20 protein-coding genes and 1 riboswitch are annotated in these 20,589 nt (G+C 56.9%); of the genes, 10 read left to right on the top strand and 10 right to left on the bottom strand.

From position 1 onward, the window contains the following. Positions 1-504, top strand: a complete 504-nt coding sequence (locus tag QMG44_RS03115; protein WP_020884922.1) for a fimbrial protein — start codon at positions 1-3, stop codon at positions 502-504. Here the strand turns inward: QMG44_RS03115 and dinG are convergent. Together dinG and rhlE are read right to left on the bottom strand one after the other, a co-directional pair. Then, complete coding sequence (gene dinG, locus QMG44_RS03110) at positions 491-2,668, bottom strand: ATP-dependent DNA helicase DinG (RefSeq protein WP_086532766.1); 2,178 nt, start codon at positions 2,666-2,668, stop codon at positions 491-493. The genes QMG44_RS03115 and dinG overlap by 14 nt on opposite strands. Positions 2,669-2,764: 96 nt before the next feature. Further along, positions 2,765-4,153, bottom strand: coding sequence for an ATP-dependent RNA helicase RhlE (rhlE, locus tag QMG44_RS03105; RefSeq protein ID WP_020884924.1), 1,389 nt, complete (start codon positions 4,151-4,153; stop codon positions 2,765-2,767). A 237-nt stretch (positions 4,154-4,390) separates the two neighbouring features. Between rhlE and cecR the strand changes: the two genes are divergently transcribed. The 5 genes from cecR to QMG44_RS03080 are packed head-to-tail and all read left to right on the top strand — an operon-like array spanning position 4,391 to position 10,031. Continuing rightward, positions 4,391-5,068, top strand: a complete 678-nt coding sequence (gene cecR / locus QMG44_RS03100) for a transcriptional regulator CecR (RefSeq protein ID WP_014169235.1) — start codon at positions 4,391-4,393, stop codon at positions 5,066-5,068. Continuing rightward, the gene (gene hlyD / locus QMG44_RS03095; RefSeq protein WP_014169234.1) at positions 5,065-6,060 is read left to right on the top strand and encodes a secretion protein HlyD; all 996 of its coding nucleotides are present in this window, start codon (positions 5,065-5,067) and stop codon (positions 6,058-6,060) included. Before cecR ends, hlyD begins: the two co-directional genes overlap by 4 nt. Continuing rightward, entirely contained in the window at positions 6,053-7,792 is a 1,740-nt protein-coding gene (locus QMG44_RS03090) for an ATP-binding cassette domain-containing protein (protein ID WP_086532767.1), read from the top strand. The genes hlyD and QMG44_RS03090 overlap by 8 nt, the downstream gene beginning before the upstream one ends. After that, a complete protein-coding gene (locus QMG44_RS03085; RefSeq protein ID WP_086532768.1) occupies positions 7,782-8,915 on the top strand; it encodes an ABC transporter permease in 1,134 nt (377 codons plus the stop codon). Before QMG44_RS03090 ends, QMG44_RS03085 begins: the two co-directional genes overlap by 11 nt. A 9-nt stretch (positions 8,916-8,924) precedes the next feature. After that, positions 8,925-10,031: an ABC transporter permease gene (locus QMG44_RS03080; RefSeq protein ID WP_014169231.1), complete on the top strand. Its 1,107-nt coding sequence runs from the start codon at positions 8,925-8,927 to the stop codon at positions 10,029-10,031. Here the strand turns inward: QMG44_RS03080 and QMG44_RS03075 are convergent. Then, the gene (locus tag QMG44_RS03075) at positions 9,993-10,403 is read right to left on the bottom strand and encodes a YbhQ family protein (protein ID WP_014169230.1); all 411 of its coding nucleotides are present in this window, start codon (positions 10,401-10,403) and stop codon (positions 9,993-9,995) included. The two genes, QMG44_RS03080 and QMG44_RS03075, sit on opposite strands and share 39 nt — an antisense overlap. 133 nt (positions 10,404-10,536) lie before the next feature. On the opposite strand from QMG44_RS03075, the gene QMG44_RS03070 reads away from it, so the two are divergent. The 3 genes from QMG44_RS03070 to QMG44_RS03060 are packed head-to-tail and all read left to right on the top strand — an operon-like array spanning position 10,537 to position 13,498. Beyond that, positions 10,537-11,298, top strand: coding sequence for an endonuclease/exonuclease/phosphatase family protein (locus QMG44_RS03070; RefSeq protein ID WP_014169229.1), 762 nt, complete (start codon positions 10,537-10,539; stop codon positions 11,296-11,298). After that, positions 11,295-12,536: a cardiolipin synthase ClsB gene (gene clsB / locus QMG44_RS03065; RefSeq protein ID WP_014169228.1), complete on the top strand. Its 1,242-nt coding sequence runs from the start codon at positions 11,295-11,297 to the stop codon at positions 12,534-12,536. Before QMG44_RS03070 ends, clsB begins: the two co-directional genes overlap by 4 nt. Further along, on the top strand, positions 12,536-13,498 hold the full coding sequence (locus tag QMG44_RS03060) for a YbhN family protein (protein WP_014169227.1): 963 nt from the start codon (positions 12,536-12,538) through the stop codon (positions 13,496-13,498). The genes clsB and QMG44_RS03060 overlap by 1 nt, the downstream gene beginning before the upstream one ends. Positions 13,499-13,556: 58 nt before the next feature. Here the strand turns inward: QMG44_RS03060 and QMG44_RS03055 are convergent, their stop codons facing one another. The 6 genes from QMG44_RS03055 to moaA form a co-directional block, all read right to left on the bottom strand. Further along, positions 13,557-14,264, bottom strand: a complete 708-nt coding sequence (locus tag QMG44_RS03055; RefSeq protein ID WP_014169226.1) for a Bax inhibitor-1/YccA family protein — start codon at positions 14,262-14,264, stop codon at positions 13,557-13,559. Positions 14,265-14,322: 58 nt separating this feature from the next. Further along, positions 14,323-14,775, bottom strand: coding sequence for a molybdopterin synthase catalytic subunit MoaE (gene moaE, locus QMG44_RS03050; protein WP_014169225.1), 453 nt, complete (start codon positions 14,773-14,775; stop codon positions 14,323-14,325). 1 nt (position 14,776) lies between these two features. Continuing rightward, entirely contained in the window at positions 14,777-15,022 is a 246-nt protein-coding gene (gene moaD, locus QMG44_RS03045) for a molybdopterin synthase sulfur carrier subunit (protein ID WP_086532769.1), read from the bottom strand. Beyond that, positions 15,015-15,500, bottom strand: coding sequence for a cyclic pyranopterin monophosphate synthase MoaC (moaC, locus tag QMG44_RS03040; protein WP_008501142.1), 486 nt, complete (start codon positions 15,498-15,500; stop codon positions 15,015-15,017). The genes moaD and moaC overlap by 8 nt, the downstream gene beginning before the upstream one ends. 3 nt (positions 15,501-15,503) lie before the next feature. Continuing rightward, positions 15,504-16,016 (bottom strand): molybdenum cofactor biosynthesis protein B, encoded by a 513-nt coding sequence (moaB, locus tag QMG44_RS03035; protein WP_020884931.1) that lies wholly within the window; start codon positions 16,014-16,016, stop codon positions 15,504-15,506. A gap of 24 nt (positions 16,017-16,040) precedes the next feature. Beyond that, complete coding sequence (moaA, locus tag QMG44_RS03030; protein WP_032677720.1) at positions 16,041-17,030, bottom strand: GTP 3',8-cyclase MoaA; 990 nt, start codon at positions 17,028-17,030, stop codon at positions 16,041-16,043. Then, positions 17,018-17,152, bottom strand: a riboswitch (molybdenum cofactor riboswitch). (Overlaps the previous gene by 13 nt.) A gap of 226 nt (positions 17,153-17,378) precedes the next feature. Here moaA and yvcK point away from each other — a divergent pair. Next, positions 17,379-18,287, top strand: a complete 909-nt coding sequence (gene yvcK / locus QMG44_RS03025; RefSeq protein ID WP_086532770.1) for a uridine diphosphate-N-acetylglucosamine-binding protein YvcK — start codon at positions 17,379-17,381, stop codon at positions 18,285-18,287. 86 nt (positions 18,288-18,373) lie between these two features. On the opposite strand, the gene uvrB is transcribed toward yvcK, so the two are convergent. Further along, positions 18,374-20,389 (bottom strand): excinuclease ABC subunit UvrB, encoded by a 2,016-nt coding sequence (gene uvrB / locus QMG44_RS03020; protein ID WP_020884934.1) that lies wholly within the window; start codon positions 20,387-20,389, stop codon positions 18,374-18,376. Between the last annotated feature and the right edge of the window lie 200 nt (positions 20,390-20,589).

Genomic DNA, 20,589 nt, shown 5'->3' with positions numbered 1-20,589 from the left:
ATGAAAAAGACACTTGCGATCCTGATTCTCGGCTTGATTGCCCGGGCACAGGCGGACGATATTCAGATCCAGATGACAGGCAATATTTACGCCAACACCTGCATTATTGACAGCGCCAGCCGCAACCTGACGGTGGATTTAGGCCAGGCGGTAACAGGGGATTTTAAAAATGTGGGCGATACCGGCGCGTGGAAAGACTTTACGCTCTCGGTCTCGCATTGCCCTCCCACACTTGCGCTGGCGACCGCCTTTTTCTATGGTCAGGCCGACAGTACGCACCCGACAAAATTCGCCAATATCGGCAGTGCGAAAGGGTTGGCTCTGGAACTGGCAGACCGCCAGGACAATATACTCATTGCCCCGCAGGCAGCCTTTAACGTTCCGGTTAACTCAGCGGACCACACGGCAACGTTTCCTCTGGCTGCCCGCTATTATGCCAGCGCATTGCCCGTCACCGCCGGAACGTTTAACAGCGTGGTCCAGGTGACCTTTACTTACCAGTAGGACCGCGCCCCTTCGTACGGACGCTTTTACGCCGCCCGGCGGCAGGTTTTGCCGGACGTTTTTTAACATCGGGCACGTCTGGCTGTTCAATCGGAAAAACAGGCAGAGCGTTGAGTAACCGCTGGCCGTAGTTTTTGGTGAGCAGACGTTTGTCATAAATCACCACCTCTCCCCAGCAGCTGTGGCTACGGATCAGACGCCCCACCTGCTGAATCAGATTAAACGACGCCGCGGGTAAGCTTTGGACCTCGAACGGATAGCGATTGAGGCTTTTGAGCCATTCACCTTCGGTGATGACGACCGGGCTGTCGATGGGCGGGAAGGCGATTTTATGGATATGCACCTGCGTCAGGTAATCCCCCTTCAGATCCAGCCCCTCCGCGAATGACTGCAGCCCGATCAGTACGCTACGTTCCCCGTTATTAATGCGTTTGCGGTGCAGCTCTACGAGCCGGTAGCGGGGCTGATCGCCCTGCACCAGCAACAGTAATCGCAGGTCGGTAACGTGCTCCAGAAAACGCTGCATCGCCCTTCCACTGGCAAACAGGACCAGCATGCCGGGATATTTTTCACTCTCCAGCTGCTCGCGGAAATACGCTGCCATTTCGGCAATGTGCTGTTCTTCGTTGTCGATAAGCGGCTCATACTTCATGCGCGGAATGACCAGCTTGCCCTGTTCACAGTGGTTAAACGGCGAATCCAGCGCCACAAAACGATCGCCAGCTTTCTCTTTCAGCCCGCTCATCTCCTGTAAACGGGAGAAACTGTTCAGGGAACGCAACGTCGCGGAAGTCACTACCACGTGCGGCACGCTGCGCCAGATAAGCTTTTCCAGCTGTTCGGCAACACGAATCCCCACGCAGTGGAAAAACAGGTGCGCCTGTCCGTCTTTCACGTCACGGGTTGCCCATTTGGTGACCGGCGCACCGGACGCCTGCGCCATCGAGGCCAGACGCCAGAGCTTGCTCTGGGCTTCGAACATGCCCAACGCACGGTTCATCTGCAGCAGAATGCGGTGCAAACGTACCACGTCGTGGCTACCGGTTTTCTCACTGAGATCGTTTAAGAACATCTCCGCCAGCCCGCGCAGCTTTTCAAGGTGCTTCGCCAGCTGCTGGCAGATCTCCATCACCTCGTCGGGCAGCTCTCCCATCGCAAAGCGGTGCTCTGCTTCCTGGGTCGCCGGGAGATAAAGATTGAGAATGTTATTCAGGGAAGCAATAAGGCTGTAGACCGCTTCGCAATGTTCGCTCAGCCGCTCGGGCACCGCCAGCGGCGGCGTGGTTTTCGGGCGGAACTGCTCCATACAGGTCGCCACCAGCTTGCAGAACAGATCCAGCTGCAGGCGGAACCACGGCGCAGTGATTTCGGCGCTCATCTCCAGCGCATCCCGCGCCACATCGGGCAAATGGTGGCCTTCATCGAGCACCAGCAGCAGGTTTTTGGGCTCCGGCAGGACGGCCTCACTCTCCAGCGCGGCCATGACCAGCGCGTGGTTAGCGACAACCACCTCCGCTTCCTGAATCTCCCGCCGTGCGACAAAGAACGGGCACTCGCGGTAGTAGTGGCAGTTGCGGTTAAGGCAACTGGCTTTATCGGTGCTGAGCCTGCGCCACAAATCATCGCTGATGGCATGGCTGGTGTGATCGCGAAGGCCGTCCCACTTGTAGCTGTCGAGCTCGGTTTTTAGCTTCGCGCACTGCTCCTGTTCCGCTTTGTTGTTCGGCGTCAGTTCATCATCCAGGAAGGCCAGCAGATCCTGCTGAGAGGGCTCACTGCTGGCGAGAGCCGCGAGATTGCGCGGACACACATAACGCCCACGGCCAAAGGCGGCTGTAAATCGCAGTTCAGGGATGATTTTGCGCAGCAGCGGCAGGTCTTTGCTGAAGATTTGATCCTGCAGGGCCACGTTAGCGGTGCTGACCACCAGCGTTTTTTGCTCTTCCCGCGCAATGGCAATGCCCGGGATTAAATACGAAAGGGTTTTCCCGACACCCGTCGGGGCTTCAATCGCCAGATGTCGTCCGTCGTCCCCGGAGAGCGTTTTTGCCACATCAGCAATCATCTGCCGCTGAGGCGCTCGGGGGATAAAATCGGGGATCTGCTGTTGTAGCGCCTTATACCAGGCGCCAATTTGCGCTTTGAGCGCCGCGGTTAAAGCCATCGGAGGACCTGAAATACTGTATAAACAGCCACTATTGTGGCACTTTCTTTCCGCTGCCGCAAAAGAAAAGCCCGGCTCTACGACCGGGCTTCCAGATTACTGCGGGTTAGCAGGTTTACGCGGGCGGCGTCGGCGCTGCCCTTCCCCTGCCGGTTTCCCCTCGCCGCTACGCCATGGGCTTTCACCGCCTGGCTTAGCCTCTGTATTACGACGCGGAGGTTTGCCCGCGGCTTTCGGTGCACCGCCTTCAGAACGACGCGGCTGCTGACTGCGCCCTCCGCCACCCTGACCACGACCACCGCCGCCGCCCTGACGGCCATTCTGAATAGGCTCCGCCTTGATGGACGGGTCAACGTCATAGCCCGGGGTTTCGATACGCGGGATCTCTTTTCTCAGCAGACGTTCGATATCACGCAGCAGTTTGTGTTCATCCACACACACCAGCGAAAGCGCTTCACCGGTTGCCGCCGCACGACCGGTACGACCGATACGGTGAACATAGTCTTCCGGTACGTTTGGCAGCTCGTAGTTTACGACGTGCGGCAGCTCTTCAATATCCAGACCACGGGCAGCAATGTCGGTGGCAACCAGGACGCGAATGTCACCGGATTTAAATTCAGCCAGCGCGCGGGTACGTGCCCCCTGGCTTTTGTTGCCGTGGATCGCCGCGCTGCGGATACCATCTTTATTCAGCTGTTCCGCCAGGTGGTTAGCGCCGTGCTTGGTACGGGTAAAGACCAGCACCTGCTGCCAGTTGCCCTGACCAATCATATGGGAGAGCAGTTCCCGCTTACGCTTTTTATCAACGAAGTGCACGTGCTGGGTAATTTGCTCAGAGGCGGTGTTGCGGCGCGCCACTTCCACTTCCAGCGGGTTATGCAGCAGTTTTTCCGCCAGCGCCTTGATCTCATCAGAGAAGGTGGCAGAGAACAGCAGGTTCTGACGACGCGGTGGCAGCTTAGCCAGCACGCGACGAATGTCGTGGATAAAGCCCATATCCAGCATGCGGTCAGCTTCGTCCAGCACCAGGATTTCGATGCTATCAAGCTTCAGGGCATTCTGGTGCTCAAGATCCAACAGACGACCCGGCGTTGCCACCAGCACGTCCACGCCACCGCGCAGCTTCATCATCTGCGGGTTAATGCTTACTCCACCGAAAACCACCAGCGAGCGAATGTTGAGATAGCGGCTGTACTCACGCACGTTCTCACCAATCTGGGCCGCCAGCTCACGCGTTGGGGTGAGGATCAGGGCACGCACCGGACGACGTCCTTTGGCGTGCGGCTGATTTTTTACCAGCAGCTCTAACAGCGGCAGGGTAAAACCCGCGGTCTTACCGGTACCGGTCTGGGCGCTGGCCATCAGGTCGCGGCCCTGCAGAACGGCCGGAATAGCCTGCTGCTGGATTGGGGTTGGCTCGACGTAGCCCTGCTCTGCGATAGCGCGCAAAATTTCAGGGTTCAGGCCAAGGGAATCAAAAGACATAAAAACTCCGAACCGCCCCGACCATCACAGGTGTAGTTTTCAGGGAGATATAACGAATAGGGAAGGACAAAAACCACAATGTCGTGAAGCAGCGGAGTGTAGCAGGTTTTGTGACGTGGCGCATAAAATATCCCGCGGCGCTGCGTTGACGAAAGATTTCCCGCCGTGTGGTCACTGGACAAAATGGGCAACCGGGCATAATGTTAATCAATCGATTGATTAATTTTTAAAACCGCCATGAATACGACCCCAACGACATCGAAAGGTGAACAGGCCAAAAACCAGCTTATTGCCGCCGCGCTGGCGCAGTTTGGCGAATATGGTCTGCATGCCACCACGCGGGACATCGCGGCGCAGGCCGGGCAAAACATTGCGGCCATTACCTACTATTTTGGCTCAAAAGAGGATTTGTACCTCGCCTGTGCCCAGTGGATCGCCGACTTTATCGGTAACCATTTTCGGCCACACGTTGAAGAGGCCAGCGGGCTATTGAGCCAGCCGTCGCCGGATCGCGCCGCCATCAGGCAGCTGATTATCAGCGCCTGCGACAATATGATTCGCCTGCTGACCCACGACGAGACGCTGAGCCTGAGTAAGTTCATCTCCCGTGAGCAGCTCTCCCCTACGGCGGCTTACCAGCGAGTGCACGATCAGGTGATTGCTCCGATGCATACGCACCTGACCCGGCTGATCGCGGCCTATACCGGACGAGACGCCGACGATACCGAGACTATTTTGCATACCCACGCCCTGCTGGGTGAAATTCTCGCCTTCCGTCTTGGGCGCGAAACGATCCTGTTACGCACCGGCTGGACACAATTTGATGAGGATAAAGCCGCGCAGATTAGCCAGGTCATCACCTGTCATCTCGATCTGATCCTGCAAGGCTTAACGCAAAGGAGCCTGAAGTCATGAAAAAACCTGTCGCCATCATTCTGGTGGTCGTTGTTCTGCTTGCCGCAGGTATCGGCGGCTGGCTGTGGTATCAAAGTCACCAGGACAGAGGCCTGACGCTGTACGGCAACGTCGATATTCGCACCGTGAATATGAGTTTCCGCGTCGGGGGGCGCCTGGCCTCCCTCACCGTTGATGAAGGCGATACCATCAAAACCGGTCAGATGCTGGGGATGCTCGACAAGGCCCCGTACGAGAACGCGCTGATGCAGGCGAAAGCAGGCGTTTCCGTGGCGCAGGCGCAATATGACCTGATGCTGGCCGGCTACCGTGACGAAGAGATTGCTCAGGCCGCCGCCGCGGTCAAACAGGCGCAGGCCGCCTATGACTACGCACAAAACTTCTATGCCCGTCAGCAGGGGCTGTGGAAAAGCCGCACCATTTCTGCCAACGACCTGGAAAACGCCCGCTCCTCCCGCGACCAGGCCCAGGCGACGCTGAAATCCGCCCAGGATAAATTAAGCCAGTACCACACCGGTAACCGCCCGCAGGACATCGCGCAGGCAAAAGCCAGCCTGGAACAGGCGCAGGCGCAGCTGGCGCAGGCGGAACTGGATCTGCACGACACCACGCTCATTGCCCCGTCTGACGGCACGCTGATGACCCGCGCCGTGGAGCCGGGCAGCATGTTAAGCGCGGGGAGCACCGTCCTGACGCTTTCTCTGACGCGTCCGGTATGGGTGCGCGCCTACATTGATGAGCCTAACCTCGGCCAGATGCAGCCGGGCCGCGAGCTGCTGCTCTACACCGACGGTCGGCCGGATAAACCGTATCATGGCAAAGTTGGCTTTGTATCACCGACGGCTGAATTCACGCCCAAAACGGTTGAAACGCCGGATCTGCGTACCGACCTGGTTTATCGCCTGCGCATCATCGTGACCGATGCTGACGACGCGCTGCGTCAGGGCATGCCTGTCACCGTAAAAGTCAGCGACGGGGAACGACATGAATGACGCGGTTATTCAGCTCAACAATCTGGTCAAACGCTTCGCGGGAATGGGAAAACCTGCCGTCGCCCCGCTGAACTGTACCATTCAGAAAGGCTATGTGACCGGGCTGGTTGGCCCGGACGGCGCAGGCAAAACGACGCTGATGCGGATGCTGGCGGGTTTGTTAAAGCCCGATGAAGGAACCGCCAGCGTGCTCGGACTCGACCCGATTAAAGACGATGGCGCGCTCCATGCCATGCTGGGCTATATGCCGCAGAAGTTTGGTCTGTATGAAGACCTGACGGTGATGGAAAACCTCAATCTGTATGCTGACCTGCGCAGCGTCACTGGCGAAGCCCGTCAGAAGACCTTTGCCCGTTTGCTGGAATTTACCTCGCTTGGCCCCTTCACCGACCGGCTGGCGGGCAAGCTCTCCGGCGGGATGAAACAAAAGCTGGGGCTGGCCTGTACGCTGGTGGGCGAGCCGAAGGTTCTCTTGCTCGATGAACCCGGCGTGGGCGTCGACCCGATTTCGCGCCGCGAGCTGTGGCAGATGGTGCATGAGTTAGCCGGCGATGGGATGCTGATCCTCTGGAGCACCTCGTACCTTGATGAAGCGGAACAGTGCCGTGACGTTCTGCTGATGAACGAAGGTGAGCTGCTTTATCAGGGAGAGCCGACCACGCTGACGCAGAGCATGGCTGGACGCAGCTTCCTGCTGCACAGCGCCCAGGCCTCCAACCGTCAGCTGCTGCAGCGGGTGCTAAAGCTACCTCAGGTCAGCGACGGAATGATTCAGGGCCGTTCGGTGCGCGTGATCCTCACGAAAGAGGCGACCGCGGACGATATACGCCGTGCACCGGGAATGCCTGAAATTGAGATGGAGGAGACCGCGCCCCGCTTTGAAGATGCGTTTATCGATCTGCTCGGCGGCGCAGGGACATCAGAATCCCCCCTCGCCGCGATCCTGCACACGGTTGAAGGTACGCCGGGTGAAACGGTGATTGAGGCCAAATCCCTCACCAAAAAGTTTGGGGATTTCGCCGCCACCGATAACGTCAATTTCGCGGTGAAACGCGGTGAGATTTTTGGCCTGCTCGGGCCAAACGGCGCCGGGAAATCGACCACTTTTAAGATGATGTGCGGCCTGCTGGTACCTACCTCGGGGAAAGCGCTGGTGCTCGACATGGACCTGAAGGTCAGCTCCGGCAAGGCGCGTCAGCATCTGGGCTATATGGCGCAAAAATTCTCGCTGTATGGCAACCTGACGGTCGAGCAGAACCTGCGCTTTTTCTCCGGCGTGTACGGCCTGCGGGGCCGCGCGCAGAACGAGAAAATCCACCGCATGAGCGAGGCCTTTGGCCTGACGGGCATTGCTTCCCATGCCACCGACGAACTGCCGCTCGGTTTCAAGCAGCGGCTGGCGCTGGCCTGCTCATTAATGCATGAGCCCGATATCCTGTTTCTCGATGAGCCGACGTCCGGCGTTGACCCCCTCACCCGCCGCGAGTTCTGGCTGCATATCAACAGCATGGTGGAGAAAGGGGTCACGGTCATGGTAACCACCCACTTTATGGATGAGGCGGAATACTGCGACCGCATCGGGCTGGTGTATCGCGGCAAGCTGATTGCCCACGGTACGCCGGACGACCTGAAAGAACAGGCCGCCGATGACGAGGTGCCGGACCCGACCATGGAACAGGCGTTTATTACCCTCATCCACGACTGGGATAAGGAGAATGCCCATGCGCAATAACGCCATTTCGTGGCGCAGGGTGCGTGCGTTGTGTATCAAAGAGACGCGCCAGATCGTGCGTGACCCCAGCAGCTGGCTGATCGCTGTGGTGATCCCCCTGCTGCTGCTCTTTATCTTTGGCTACGGGATCAACCTCGACTCCAGCAAACTGCGGGTCGGGATTTTGCTGGAGCAGCAGAGCGAAGAGGCGCTTGATTTCACCCACACCATGACCGGCTCCCCTTACATCGACGCCACCATCAGCGACAACCGGCAGGCGCTAATCCAGATGATGCAGGCCGGGAAGATACGCGGGCTGGTGGTGATCCCGGTGGATTTTGCCGCCAACATGGCGCGCACCGATGCCAGTGCGCCGGTGCAGGTGATCACCGACGGCAGCGAGCCAAACACCGCGAACTTTGTACAAGGCTATGTGGAGGGTATCTGGCAGCTGTGGCAAATGCAGCGTGCCGAAGATCGCGGGGAAACCTTCGAACCGCTGATCGACGTGCAGACGCGCTACTGGTTTAACCCAGCGGCCATTAGCCAGCATTTTATTATCCCGGGTGCGGTGACCATCATCATGACGGTTATTGGCGCCATTTTGACCTCGCTGGTGATTGCCCGCGAGTGGGAACGCGGCACCATGGAGGCGCTGCTGTCTACCGAGGTCACACGGGTTGAACTGCTGCTCTGTAAGCTTATCCCCTACTACTTCCTCGGCATGCTGGCGATGCTGCTCTGCATGCTGGTCTCGGTGTTTATCCTCGGCGTGCCGTACCGCGGATCGTTGGTGGTGCTGTTCTTTATCACCAGTCTGTTTTTACTGAGCACCCTCGGGATGGGGCTGCTTATCTCCACCATCACCCGTAACCAGTTCAACGCCGCGCAGGTGGCCCTGAACGCCGCCTTTTTACCGTCGATTATGCTGTCCGGGTTTATTTTCCAGATAGACAGCATGCCCGCCGTGATCCGTGCCGTGACCTACATTATTCCGGCGCGCTACTTCGTGAGTACGCTGCAAAACCTGTTCCTGGCGGGGAATATTCCGGTGGTGCTGATCATCAACACGCTGTTTTTGCTGGCATCGGCAACGATGTTTATTGGGCTGACGTGGATAAAGACCAAACGGCGTCTGGATTAAGGAGCGAACATGTTTCACCGTTTATGGACATTGATACGCAAAGAGCTGCAGTCGCTGCTGCGCGAGCCACAGACGCGCGCCATTCTGGTATTACCGGTGTTGCTTCAGGTGTTGCTCTTCCCGTTTGCCGCCACGCTGGAGGTGACTAACGCCACCATTGCTATCTACAACGAAGATAACGGCAAACATTCTGTCGAATTGACGCAGCGTTTCGCCCGGGCGAAGGCTTTTACCCACATCCTGCTGCTGAAAAGCCCGCAGGAGATCCAGCCCACCATCGATACGCAAAAAGCGTTATTGCTGGTGCGTTTCCCGGCCGATTTTTCCCGCAACCTGGATACCTTCCAGACGGCACCAATGCAGTTAATCCTCGACGGGCGCAACTCCAACAGCGCACAGATTGCAGCCAACTATCTTCAGCAGGTGGTGAAGGATTACCAACAGGAGTTGATGGACGGGAAACCGAAACCCAACAACAGCGAGCTGGTGGTGCGCAACTGGTATAACCCGAATCTGGATTACAAATGGTTCGTGGTGCCATCGCTGATCGCCATGATCACCACCATCGGAGTGATGATCGTAACGTCACTCTCCGTCGCCCGTGAGCGCGAACAGGGGACGCTCGATCAGCTGCTGGTTTCCCCGCTCGCAACATGGCAAATTTTCGTCGGCAAAGCGGTTCCGGCGCTGATTGTCGCGACCTTCCAGGCCACCATCGTGCTGGGCGTGGGAATATGGGCCTACCAGATCCCGTTCGCCGGTTCGCTGGCGCTGTTCTACTTCACGATGGTGATTTACGGGCTGTCGCTGGTCGGGTTTGGACTGCTGATTTCCGCGCTCTGCTCTACCCAGCAGCAGGCATTTATTGGCGTGTTCGTCTTTATGATGCCGGCGATTTTGCTTTCGGGCTACGTCTCACCCGTCGAGAACATGCCGGTATGGTTACAGGATTTGACGTGGATAAACCCAATTCGGCACTTCACGGATATCACCAAGCAGATCTATCTGAAGGATGCGAGTCTGGATATTGTCTGGGGAAGTTTGTGGCCGCTACTGATCATAGCGGCCACGACGGGCTCAGTGGCGTACGTGATGTTTAGACGAAACATCGCGTAGCTTTTTCTCTTTGGTCAGTAACGAGACCACGGCAGGCCCTGCGAGGATTGCCAGACCGGCCAGGGCCAGCAGCAGGTTGTTTTGCAGCACACGCGACAGCAACCAAAGCACAATCATCGCCGCACCAAAGTACCAGGTGGTGGTGAGCTCTTCGAGCACATCACCCACCTCACGCCAGCGTGCTTCGTGGTGGCGCTGTAAAAACAGCATCGACAGTACGGTGACGCCATAGAGGACGCATAGCCCTAAGCCGACCCGCACCAGCGTGCCGCTCATCCAGCCCATCACCAGTACGGCCACGACCAGTAAATGCAACATTATCTGCCAGCAACTCAGGCCAGTTGCGACACGAACGCGTTGTTGCCACTTCATGGCTTCTCTCCTGAAGGATTTTTCTCTGCTTAATCAGACTACCGCACTTTACGGAAAATTCCGTAACACCGCATCTTTTTGTGACGCCTACTACACTTTATTTTCATCGGGATAGTCACCCTGGAAGGAACGTATGACCAAAAAAATGCAGCATTTCTCGCTTAAAGTGCTGACGATAAACATTCATAAAGGCTTCACAGCATTCAACCGCCGCTTCATTTTACCGGAGCTGCGCGATGCGGTACGCACCGTCAGCGCGGACATTGTCTGCCTTCAGGAAGTCATGGGCGCGCACGAAGTGCATCCGCTTCACTTTGAAAACTGGCCGGACACCCCGCACTACGAATTCCTGGCCGACACCATGTGGAGTGATTACGCCTACGGGCGCAACGCGGTGTACCCGGAAGGGCATCACGGTAATGCGGTGCTGTCACGTTTTCCCATCGAACATTACGAAAACCGCGACGTCTCTGTGGGTGAAAGTGAAAAACGCGGGCTGCTTTACTGCCGTATCGCCCCGCCGGATCTGGCGTTCCCGGTGCACGTGGGCTGTGTTCATCTGGGCCTGCGCGAAGCCCATCGCCAGGCTCAGCTAAAAATGCTGGCCGAATGGACCAATGCCCTGCCCGAAGGTGAACCCGTGGTCGTGGCCGGTGATTTCAACGACTGGCGGCAGCGGGCTAACCATCCGTTGAAGGTTGATGCGGGGCTTGAGGAGATTTTCACCCGTGCAAACGGCAGGCCTGCACGCACCTTTCCGGTACGGTTCCCGTTTTTGCGACTCGACAGAATCTACGTGAAAAACGCCCACGCCAGCAGCCCGACCGCACTGGCATTACTTAACTGGCGACATCTTTCCGACCATGCGCCGCTCAGCGCGGAGATCCACTTATGAAATGTTCATGGCAGGAAGGCAACCGGATCACGCTGCTGGTCAACGGGGATGAATATTACCCCGCGGTGTTTGACGCCATTGACCACGCAAAGCAGAAAGTGATCCTTGAAACGTTTATCTGGTTCGAAGACGACGTCGGTAAGCAGTTGCACAGCGTGCTGCTGCGTGCTGCCCTGCGTGGCGTCAAAATCGAAGTGCTGCTGGATGGCTATGGCTCACCGGACCTCAGTGATGCGTTCGTCAATGAGCTCACCTCGGCAGGCGTCGTGTTCCGTTATTACGATCCTGGCCCTCGCCTTTTCGGCATGCGTACCAATCTTTTCCGCCGGATGCACCGCAAAATTGTGGTGGTGGATGAGACGGTAGCGTTTGTTGGCGGCATTAACTATTCCGCTGAACATATGTCCGATTACGGCCCGGAAGCCAAGCAGGATTACGCGATTCGCATTGAAGGACCGGTGGTGCAGGATATCCTGCTCTTTGAGCTGGAAAACCTGCCCGGTAAAGAGGCTGCCCGGCGCTGGTGGCAGCGCCGCCATCATCGTCCGGAAGAGAACCGTCACCCCGGTGAAGCGCAGGCGCTGTTTGTCTGGCGGGATAACGGTGAGCACCGGGACGACATTGAGCGGCATTACCTGAAGATGCTGGCGAATGCGAAGCGCGAAGTGATCATCGCCAACGCCTACTTTTTCCCGGGCTATCGCCTGCTGCATGCCATGCGCAATGCGGCCCGACGCGGCGTGCGCGTGAAGCTCATTGTTCAGGGCGAGCCGGACATGCAGATTGTCAAAATCGGTGCCCGGTTGCTGTACAACTATCTGGTGAAAGGTGGCGTACAAATTTACGAATATCGCCGCCGGCCGCTGCACGGCAAAGTTGCCCTGATGGACGATCACTGGGCCACCGTGGGCTCCAGCAATCTCGACCCGCTGAGTTTGTCACTGAACCTTGAAGCTAACCTGATCATCCACGATCGCCAGTTCAACCAGACTCTCAGGGATAACCTGCAGGCGTTGATCGTGAACGACTGCGTGCGCGTGGACGAATCCATGGTGCCCAAACGCACCTGGTGGAATCTGGGCATTAGCGTGGTGGTGTTCCACTTCCTGCGTCATTTCCCGGCGATGGTGGGCTGGCTGCCGGCGCACACGCCAAAACTTGCGCTGGTGGATCCGCCTGTCCAGCCCGAAATGGAAACCCAGGACCGCGTTGAAGCGGAAGATGGAGGGAAAACCTGATGTCGAAATCACATCCACGCTGGCGGCTGGCTAAAAAGATCCTCACCTGGCTGTTTTTCATCGCCGTCGCGGTTCTGCTGGTGGTTTACGCCCAGAAAGTTGACTGGGAAGAGGTGTGGAAAGTTATCCGCAACTACAACCGGCTGGTGCTGCTGGGCGCGGTGGGGCTGGTGATTGTGAGCTACCTGATGTACGGCTGCTATGACCTGCTGGGCCGCGCCTACTGCGGCCATAAGCTTGCGAAGCGCCAGGTCATGCTGGTGTCGTTTATCTGTTACGCCTTTAACCTGACATTGAGTACCTGGGTGGGTGGCATCGGCATGCGCTATCGCCTTTACTCGCGCCTCGGTCTGCCGGGCGGGACCATTACGCGCATTTTTTCCCTCAGCATCACCACCAACTGGCTGGGTTACATTCTGCTTGGCGGGGTGATTTTCACCATCGGCGTGGTGCAATTGCCTGCGCACTGGTACATCGATGAAACCACGCTGCGGATTTTAGGCTTTGCATTACTGCTCATCATTGCGCTCTATCTTTGGGCCTGCGCCTTTGCCAAACGCCGACACATGACCATCAAGGGGCAAAAACTGGTGCTGCCTTCGTGGAAATTCGCGGTCCTGCAGATGGCCGTGTCCAGCGCCAACTGGATGGCGATGGGGGCGATTATCTGGATGCTCATTGGTGAAGATGTGAATTACTTCTTTGTGCTGGGCGTGCTGCTGGTCAGCAGCATTGCCGGCGTGATCGTGCATATTCCGGCGGGAATTGGGGTGCTGGAGGCGGTATTTATCGCCCTGCTCGCCGGAGAGCATGTTTCACAGGGTACGATTATTGCCGCCCTGCTGGCCTACCGTATGCTCTATTACTTCCTGCCGCTGGCGCTGGCAACGGTGTGTTATCTGGTGCTGGAGAGTCGGGCGAAGAAACTGCGGGCGAAGAATGAGAAAGCGTTAGCGAAGTGAGGTCTGGCGGGGGAACTTACCCGGCCTGCGCAACGCAGGTCGGGTAAGGGAAATACCCTTAACGACGGTTGCCTAAAATACGCAGCAACATCAGGAACAGGTTGATGAAGTCCAGATATAGCGTCAGGGCGCCCAGAATCGCGTATTTGCGCAGGTTTGAGCTGTCGCGTACGTCAATCTGTTCGCCAATATTTTTCAGCTTCTGAGTGTCGTAGGCCGTCAAACCGACGAAGATCACCACCCCGATATAGGTCACCGCCCACATCAGCGCTTCACTCTTCAGCCACAGGTTTACCAGCGACGCCAGCACAATCCCAATCAGCCCCATAAACAGCATGCTGCCGAAACCGCTCAGGTCACGCTTCGTGGTGTAGCCGTAGAGGCTCATCGCACCAAACATCCCGCCAGCGACCACAAACGTGCTGGCGATGGAGGAATAGGTATACACGATGAAGATGCTGGAGAGCGTCAGCCCCGTCAGTGCCGAATAGAGCATAAACAGCGTGGTCGCCATTCCGGCGCTCAGCTTCTGCACCAGGCCGGAGAGAACAAAGACCAGCGCCAGTTGCGCGATGATCAGCCCAAAGAAGGTGATTTTGCTTGAGAAGATAAACATCATCAGCTCAGGCGTGTTGGCTGCATACCATGCGATAAAAGCGGTCAGCAGTAAACCGACCGTCATCCAGCCATAAACCTGAGCCATATACGTCTGCAGCCCGGTACGGGTCTGCTGTACTATTGAATCGGAACGCGGAAATCGGTCCATGATTCACTCCTGATTAAGTAGACACACACGTTAAGACTAACACATCCACGCAAACCGACTACCAACGACTGGCGGCTTCTTTGTCGCTGTCACGCGACTCAACCCACCTGTCGCCTTCCGGCGTCGCTTCACGTTTCCAGAATGGCGCTTTGGTTTTGAGGTAATCCATAATGAACTCCCCTGCGGCAAACGCGCTACTACGATGGGCACTGGTCACGCCGACAAAAACGATTTCCTCGCCAGGCCACATTTCACCAATACGGTGGATAACCGTCACTCGCCCGAGCGGCCAGCGGCCACGCGCCTGTTCGACGATCTCCGCGAGGGATTTCTCCGTCATGCCCGGATAGTGCTCCAGCGTCAGCGCCTTTACGCTGTCGCCGAGATTATGATTACGCACTTTGCCGGTGAAGGTGACAACCGCACCGTCTTCGTCACGCTCTGCCAGCCAGTCATATTCTGTACCAACGCTGAAACGGTCATGACCTACCAGAATTCGGGTTTCAGCCATCTTAGCCCCCTGTCACCGGCGGGAAGAAGGCCACTTCATCCCCGGCCGTCAGCGGATGGGTCAGCTCCACCAGCGTCTGGTTAACCGCGGCCAGCAGCTTGCCTTCATCCAGCGCCAGCGCCCAGCGGTCGCTTTGCGTGGCAAGATGCGCACGCAGGTCGGCAACGGTGTCAAACGGGGCATCAAGCGTCAGGCTGTCGGTGCCCACCAGCTCGCGGACCTGAGCAAAAAAGAGCACCTTAATCATGGCTGTCCACCTTAAAATCACCGGATTTACCACCGCTTTTCGCCAGCAAACGAACCGGGCCAATCACCATATCTTTCTGCACTGCTTTGCACATGTCATAGATAGTTAACGCGGCGACAGAGGCCGCCGTCAGGGCTTCCATCTCAACCCCGGTTTTCCCGGTTAAGCGGCAGAGCGACTCGATGCGCACGCGGTTGTGCTCCGGCTGCGCCTGCAGGTTGACTTCCACCTTGCTCAGCATCAGCGGGTGGCAGAGCGGAATTAAGTCCCAGGTGCGTTTCGCAGCCTGGATCCCGGCGATGCGGGCGGTGGCAAAGACGTCGCCTTTGTGATGGCTGCCGTCAATAATCATCGCCAGGGTCTCTGGCAACATGGTCACGAAGGCTTCAGCACGCGCCTCACGCACCGTTTCGGCTTTGGCGGAGACATCCACCATATGTGCTTCGCCAGCGGCGTTAATGTGGGTCAGTTGCGACATAACTTATTTCTTTAAATGGGGATGGAAATTACACGGACGGGTACGGGCATCCAGCTGCGGTGCAATGATATTTTCCCACGCGGTACGACACGCTTTTGTCGAGCCGGGCATGGCAAAAATCAACGTGCCGTTCGCCACACCAGCCACCGCACGCGACTGCAGCGTGGAGGTGCCAATCTCTTCAAACGAGAGCATGCGGAACACTTCACCAAAGCCTTCCACTTCCCGGTCAAACAGCGGGACGAGCGCCTCGGGAGCCTGGTCGCCTGTGGTAAAACCGGTGCCACCGGTGATCAGCACCACCTGCACCTCATCGCTGGCAATCCACTGAGAGACCCGGGCACGAATGGCATAACGGTTCTCTTTCACGATCGCCTTATCAACAATACTGTGCCCGGCATCATGTGCCGCATCGCGCAGCCAGTGGCCGGAGGTGTCATCCTCTTCACCGCGGCGGTCGGAAACGGTAAGAATAGCAATGCGTGTCGGGATAAATTCCGCGCTAACCTGACTCATCTTCTGGTTCCTTCTTAAGCCTGATTACCCGCCAATGTAGGACAGGTTCTGAGTAATGCCGGTGTTGCCCTGATGCAGGAAGTGGGTCTGTTTTTTGTGCGTCAGAGCTTCAGAAATCCGCGCTTCAAGCGCGGCCTGTTGGGCGTCTTCCGCCAGCAGATCGCGAAGGTCGACACCGCCATCCCCGAACAGGCACAGATGCAGCTTACCAACGGAGGAGACGCGAAGACGGTTACAGCTGGCACAGAAGTCTTTCTCATACGGCATGATAAGCCCGATTTCCCCTTCGTAATCCGGGTGACAAAAAACCTGCGCCGGGCCGTCGCTGCGCTGACGGATCTGGTGGATCCAGCCGCGTTTCAGCAGCTCATCTCGCAACACCATCCCGGAGATGTGATGCCGACGGAACAGCTCACTGCCCTCGCCGGTTTCCATCAGCTCGATAAAACGCAACTGGATGGGGCGGGATTTGATCCACGCCAGGAAGGTATCAAGCTGGTGATGGTTGACGTCACGCATCAGCACCGTATTGACTTTGACCTTCTGGAACCCGGCACTGAACGCCGCGTCAATTCCATCCATCACCTGGCGGAATTTATCCTGGCCGGTAATGGCATGAAACTGGCGGGCATCGAGGCTGTCCACGCTGACGTTGATGGCGGTTAAGCCCGCGTCGCGCCAGGCCGCAACGTCGCGAGCCATGCGGTACCCGTTGGTGGTGACCGCAATCTGACGGATACGATCGTTCTCACGCACCGCAGCAATGATATCGGGGAAATCACGACGCAGAGAGGGTTCCCCTCCGGTCAGGCGGACCTTTTCCGTGCCGAGTTCAGAGAATGCGCGCGTGACGCGGCGCACTTCGTCCACGGAGAGAAAGCCGTTATTGGTGACGCTGCCCGGTTTGTAGCCATCGGGCAGGCAGTAGGTGCAACGGAAGTTGCACACATCGGTAATCGACAGACGTAAGTAAAAAAACTTACGCGCGAATGCATCAGTAAGTTGTGAAGCCATGTACACCTTTCCAGAGACGGGAGGCACAGTCATTTCTTTCTGTACCCTGGTGGCATATTCGCCACGGCCAGGACGCCATATCTTTCGACACAGGCGCCAGGGCTCGAGTGTATGTTTTCAAATTTGAAAACGTGGTTATGGCGATAGTAGCGCGGAAATCTTCCCTTCGCCATTATCACTTAACGCTATATAACAATGTACATAACGACATAATCGTGTATTTTCGCTACAGAATACCTAAAAACAGCATATTCACATTGATATACGTCATTTTGCGCCGGGTGAGGCATCGTCTTTTAGGGGTAGTTAGGGTAGTGTTACGCAGATCGAACGTGATAAGGAATGTGTATGCGCAATCGCACTTTTGCGGATCTTGACCGTGTTGTCGCTCTTGGCGGAGGCCATGGTCTGGGGCGAGTGATGTCTTCTCTGTCCTCACTTGGCTCAAGGCTGACAGGGATAGTGACAACCACGGATAATGGCGGCTCCACCGGGCGTATTCGACGCGCGGAAGGGGGTATCGCCTGGGGCGATATGCGTAATTGTCTAAACCAGTTAATTACCGAGCCGAGCGTCGCGTCGGCGATGTTTGAGTACCGTTTTGGCGGTAACGGCGAACTTTCCGGGCATAACCTTGGAAATTTGATGCTTAAAGCGCTGGATCACCTGTCAGTACGCCCGCTGGAAGCCATCAATTTGATCCGAAACCTGCTCAAGGTTGACGCGTTCCTGATCCCAATGTCCGAACAACCGGTCGATTTGATGGCGATTGATGCGGAAGGGCACGAGGTTTATGGCGAAGTGAACATCGACCAGCTTACCGTGCCGCCAAAAGAGCTGATGACCTACCCAAGCGTGCCCGCCACGCGTGAAGCCATTGAGGCCATCGGCGAAGCGGATTTGATTTTGATTGGGCCGGGCAGTTTTTACACCAGCCTGATGCCCATTTTACTGGTCAAAGAGCTGGCACAGGCCCTGCGCAGAACACCCGCCCCCATGGTTTACATCGGCAATTTAGGCCGTGAGCTGAGCCCGGCGGCGGCCAGCCTGTCGCTGGCGGACAAACTGAATCTGATGGAGCTGTACGTCGGGAAGAAAATCATCGATGGCGTGGTGGTCGGCCCGAAAGTTGATGTATCAGGAATTGGCGATCGCGTAGTGGTGCAGGAGCCGCTGGAAGCGAGCGATATCAAATATCGTCACGACCGTCACCTGCTGCGTGAAGCGCTGGAGAAGGCGATTCAGGACCTGGGATAGAGATTATGCCTTCACCCAACTTCTCTCCCACGGGAGAGTGCAAACACTAAAAAAATGACAGCCTGCGGCTGTCATTTTGCTTTTACCTAGGAGGCGGCGATAAACAGATCGCGCAGCTGATGCAGCTGGTCGCGGATTTGCGCGGCCTCTTCGAATTCGAGGTTCTGCGCATGCTGCATCATCTGTCCTTCCAGTTCGTGGATTTTCTGCTGCAGCGCTTTTGGCGTCAGCTCGACGGTATCCGGCTCAACCACTGAACGCGCCTTCCCGCGCCCTTTCGCTTTGGTCTTCGCAATGTTCTGACCCAGCGCCAGAATATCCACCACTTTCTTGTTCAGGCCCTGCGGCGTAATGCCGTGCTCTTCGTTGTAACGCTGCTGTTTCTCACGACGACGCTCCGTTTCGCCAATTGCTTTCGCCATTGACGGGGTAATTTTGTCACCGTAAAGGATCGCTTTACCGTTAACGTTACGCGCGGCACGGCCAATGGTCTGGATCAGGGAGCGTTCAGAACGCAGGAAGCCCTCTTTGTCGGCATCCAGAATCGCCACCAGCGAGACTTCTGGCATATCCAGGCCTTCTCGCAGCAGGTTGATACCCACCAGCACGTCAAACTCGCCCAGACGCAGGTCGCGGATGATCTCCATACGCTCGACGGTATCGATATCCGAGTGGAGGTAACGCACCCGCTCACCGTGCTCCTCAAGATACTCGGTGAGATCTTCCGCCATGCGCTTGGTCAACGTCGTTACCAGCACGCGCTCGTTGATGGCCGCGCGGATACGGATTTCTGACAGCAGATCGTCAACCTGAGTGGCGACCGGACGCACCTCGATAATCGGATCCAGCAGCCCGGTCGGACGCACCACCTGGTCAACCACCTCATCGCCCGATTTTTCGAGCTCGTAGTTGCCCGGCGTAGCCGAGACGTAGATAGTTTGCGGTGCCAGCGCCTCAAATTCTTCAAACTTCATGGGACGGTTATCCAGCGCCGATGGCAGACGGAAACCATACTCCACCAGCGTCTCTTTACGCGCCCGGTCACCGCGATACATCCCGCCAATTTGCGGGATAGTCACGTGAGATTCGTCGATCACCAACAGACCGTCTGCCGGCAGATAATCAAACAGCGTCGGCGGTGGCTCGCCCGGACCACGCCCGGAGAGGAAACGTGAGTAGTTTTCGATACCGGAGCAGTAGCCCAGCTCGTTCATCATCTCCAGGTCAAACTGGGTGCGCTGGCTCAGGCGTTGCTCTTCCAGCAGCTTATTATTCGCCAGAAGCACCTTACGGCGGTCTGCCAGTTCAACTTTGATCTCTTCCATCGCCTGCACGATACGCTCGCGTGGCGTCACGTAGTGCGTTTTCGGGTAGATGGTATAGCGCTGAACAACCGACTCGACGTGGCCGGTCAGCGGGTCAAACAGCGACAGGCGTTCAACTTCTTCGTCAAACAGCTCAACGCGCAGGGCGATATCGTCCGACTCTGCCGGGAAGATATCAATCACCTCGCCGCGCACGCGGAAGGTACCGCGCTGGAACGCCTGATCGTTACGGGTGTACTGCAGCTCTGTCAGACGGCGTAAAATAGCGCGCTGATCGATGATCATCCCCTGGGTCAGGTGCAGCATCATCTTGAGATAGAGATCCGGATCGCCCAGACCGTAGATAGCCGACACTGACGCCACCACCACCACATCGCGACGCTCAAGGAGCGCCTTCGTCGCCGACAGACGCATCTGCTCAATGTGTTCGTTCACCGAGGCATCTTTCTCAATGAAGGTGTCAGAGCTCGGGACATACGCTTCAGGCTGGTAGTAATCGTAGTAGGAGACAAAATATTCCACGGCGTTATCCGGGAAGAACTCTTTCATCTCGCCGTAAAGCTGAGCGGCCAGGGTTTTGTTTGGGGCCAGCACCATCGTGGGGCGCTGCAGATCGGCGATAACGTTGGCAATCGTAAACGTTTTGCCCGAACCGGTTACCCCCAGCAGCGTCTGGTGCGCCAGCCCATCTTCCAGCCCCTCTTCGAGACGTCGGATCGCCTCAGGCTGATCGCCGGAAGGACGGAATGCAGAATTCAATTTGAACGGTTTACTCATGGGCGACAACCTGATGACGTTATAAGCGGCAGGTGAGTAATTTTACTCGTTGCTGCCAGGAATGCCAGTAAAAAACACTGGATGAAAAACCAGTAGCATGTCAGGATATTTAGAGTACCGGCAGGGTGATTAGCGCGATAGTGGTCAAAATTTGGACCGTGACAACATAAAACACCAGTCAGGACGGGTTATCCCCAGAA

Origin of the sequence: Enterobacter sp. 200527-13 (assembly GCF_027924865.1) — a bacterium.
In the GTDB taxonomy this organism is placed as follows: Bacteria; Pseudomonadota; Gammaproteobacteria; order Enterobacterales; family Enterobacteriaceae; genus Enterobacter; species Enterobacter ludwigii.
Note: the sequence above shows the minus strand (reverse complement) of the source record. Positions and strands in the feature narration are given on the sequence as shown.